The sequence below is a fragment of the Rhizomicrobium sp. genome, from assembly GCF_056722145.1.
Genome location: NZ_JBWZET010000264.1, coordinates 1 through 2,800 on the forward strand (window position 1 = coordinate 1; position 2,800 = coordinate 2,800).

The following is a 2,800-nucleotide window of genomic DNA, read 5'->3' on the forward strand; positions in this document are numbered from 1 at the left end:
ATTTGACGCCATAATGGACCGACGAGATCAGCGTCATGTGGTGGCCATCGATCGAGTCCCACTGGAACGCGTCCCAGTAGAAGCGGGCGACGCTTTCGGACTCGGCGTAGGCGCGCTTCGCCGAACCATCAGCCGACGTGCCCGGATTGGGCACTGGCGATCCCGGCAGCGTCGTCGTGTGGTGGCAATCGTAGACTTGCGCCGCCGGCAGCAGATGTATCGGCGGAATCGGGACCGGAATCTTGGGGAAGGGCACCGGGTTGACCAGTGCATACAGCGTACTGGCCGCGTGCGCGTCACGCTCCTTGCGCACCAGCGCGCTCAGTTCGGCCGAGTGATGGAAATTCTGCCGCAGCTCGGCAGACAATTCGGGATCCCCGGCGAACCGCAGCAGGACGTCATGCGGAATAATGAAACATTGGCAACTCATAATCACTCTCCATATATTACACGGGAAATTTTCATAAGTGACGACAAAAATGCGCTTATCTACCGATAAGATAATATGACTATAGATAGTAATTGTAAGATTTATTCACATTGAGAGGATCATAATCTGGAATGCGCGTTTCTGTTTGCGACTCAGCAGAGTCGATATTGCGTTTGTTCAATTACAATATTGGAGAGTCTTGTATATTTTGGACATGGTGACATTGCCTGTGGACATTGCGCAGAGCATCGCGGAACTCGGCAGCAAGTCCCGTTCCTGCTTGCTTTCCGCGCAAGATCCGCTAAGCGCGCCCTTCCCTCGCCGGATTCGTCCGCGGGGAAACTCGAAGAAAGCCGGAGGGGCCCCGCAATGGTGCGGATAAGCCAGCGATCGGTTTCGGATGTGTTCTGGATTGCCCCATGCCGGGCTGCGAACGGCAGGGTTCTTGCGCTTCCGGTGCTCACGGCCAACAAGGCCGCTGCGCGCCGGTTCTCGAACCCCGCCATTCTCGCACCGGCCTGAGCCAATCCAGAATACATCCGAATGAATGAAAGGAAATGGCCGTGCCGCTTTACGAGCACGTGTTCCTGGCGCGCCAGGATCTCAGCCAGGCGCAGGTCGATGCGCTGGCCACCGCCGCCACCGAGATCGTCGAGGCCAACGCCGGCAAGGTCACCAAGACCGAGACCTGGGGCCTCAAGAACCTCGCCTACAAGATTGCCCGCAACCGCAAGGCGCACTTCGTCATGCTCAACATCGAGGCCCCCGCGGGCGTCGTCGCCGAGCTGGAGCGCCAGACCCAGATCAACGAAGACGTGATCCGTTACCTGACGATCCGCGTCGATGAACACGAAGCCGGCCCCTCGGTGCAGATGCGGAAGAACGACCGCGAACGCACCCGTCGCCGTGACCGCGAGGAGGCATAAGCAATGGCCCGCGCATTTTTCCGCCGCCGCAAGTCCTGCCCGTTCTCGGGCAAGAACGCCCCGAAGATCGACTACAAGGACATCCGCCTGCTCCAGGGCTTCATGTCCGAACGTGGCAAGATCGTCCCCAGCCGCATCACCGCCGTTTCCGCAAAGAAGCAGCGTGAGCTCGGCCAGGCGATCAAGCGCGCCCGTCACCTGGGCCTGCTGCCCTACCTCGTGAAGTAAGGGGAGAGACGCTATGGACATCATCCTCCTCGAACGCATCGAGAAGCTCGGCCACATCGGCGACGTCGTCACCGTGAAGGACGGCTATGCGCGCAACTTCCTGCTGCCCGGCAAGAAGGCGCTGCGCGCCAACGCCGCGAACAAGAAGCTGTTCGAATCCCGTCGCGCCGAAATCGAGGCCGACAACGCCAAGCGCCGCGAACACGCGCACGGCGAATCGAAGGCCATCGACGGTAAGACCGTGGTGCTGATCCGCGCCGCGTCGAATGCCGGCCAGCTCTATGGCTCGGTCTCGGTCCGCGACATCGTCGACGCGCTCAATGCCGACGGCGTCAAGCACGTCACCAAGGCGATGATCGTGCTCGAACGCCCGATCAAGACCATCGGCGTGTTCGACGTTCGCGTCGCGCTGCACCCGGAAGTCTCGGTCACCATCAAGGCCAACGTCGCGCGTTCGCCCGATGAAGCCGAACTCCAGGCCCAGGGCGTCAACGTCATCGACGCGATGTTCGACACCGAAACCGGCGGCTTCACCGAAGCCTACGATCCCAACGCCGAACCCGGCGAAATCCCCGCCGACCTCGTCGAAGGCGGCGAAGGCGAAGCCGAGGCGTAAGCCTGTCCTCCCCGGCACGGGGAGGGGGACCGCCCGCGCCGCGGGTGGTGGAGGGGGTTCTCCTCAAAGCCGACGTATATCACGAAGGGGGCGCCGCCAGGCGCCCCCTTTTCGCGTGAACCCGATCCATTGCAATGTAACAAACGCGCGTTATCCTCCCGCGATGGAAACCAACAAGAACGACCCCGGCGCCATCGTCGCCCAGCTCGCCGCCATTCACGACCATGCCACCGCCACGTTGCGCGACGACATCGCCCACTATGCCGCCACGCGAAAACTCCCCCCGCCCGATCGCCGATCGACCCGTGCCTGGTGCTATCCCGAACTGCGCATCCGCTATCAGGGCATAGAAACCCGCCCCGATCTTGCCCGCGCCTTTGGACGCCTCGGCCACGCCGGCACTTTCGCCACAACCGTCACCCGGCCGGCGCTGTTCGCCGACTACCTCACCGAGCAGCTCACCCTGCTGGCGCAAGACTACGCAATCGAGGTGGAGGTCGGCCGCTCGACGCAGGAAATTCCTTTCCCTTACGTGATCGATGCCAGCTCGGGCCTCGGCGGCGTCACCCCGGTCGAACTTGCCCGCCATTTTCCCGCCAC

Annotated in this window: 3 protein-coding genes and 2 pseudogenes; 4 read left to right on the plus strand and 1 reads right to left on the minus strand. The window is 62.1% G+C overall.

From position 1 onward, the window contains the following. A pseudogene (locus AC1P6P_RS13990) lies at nucleotides 1–367 on the minus strand (M4 family metallopeptidase); the annotation flags it as partial. Nucleotides 368–993: 626 nt separating this feature from the next. Between AC1P6P_RS13990 and rpsF the strand changes: the two are divergent. From rpsF to AC1P6P_RS14010, 4 genes and pseudogenes are all read left to right on the plus strand, one after another. Further along, complete coding sequence (gene rpsF, locus AC1P6P_RS13995; RefSeq protein ID WP_481403062.1) at nucleotides 994–1,356, plus strand: 30S ribosomal protein S6; 363 nt, start codon at nucleotides 994–996, stop codon at nucleotides 1,354–1,356. 3 nt (nucleotides 1,357–1,359) lie between these two features. After that, on the plus strand, nucleotides 1,360–1,584 hold the full coding sequence (rpsR, locus tag AC1P6P_RS14000; RefSeq protein WP_127710389.1) for a 30S ribosomal protein S18: 225 nt from the start codon (nucleotides 1,360–1,362) through the stop codon (nucleotides 1,582–1,584). Between the two features lie 13 nt (nucleotides 1,585–1,597). Continuing rightward, a complete protein-coding gene (rplI, locus tag AC1P6P_RS14005; protein WP_481403063.1) occupies nucleotides 1,598–2,200 on the plus strand; it encodes a 50S ribosomal protein L9 in 603 nt (200 codons plus the stop codon). 163 nt (nucleotides 2,201–2,363) lie between these two features. Then, a pseudogene (locus tag AC1P6P_RS14010) lies at nucleotides 2,364–2,800 on the plus strand (AMP nucleosidase); the annotation flags it as partial.

Bases quoted from the DNA above. Each gene is read 5' to 3' on its own strand.
- rpsR (WP_127710389.1), top strand. From the start codon at position 1,360: ATGGCCCGCGCATTTTTCCGCCGCCGCAAGTCCTGCCCGTTCTCGGGC.
- rplI (WP_481403063.1), top strand. From the start codon at position 1,598: ATGGACATCATCCTCCTCGAACGCATCGAGAAGCTCGGCCACATCGGC.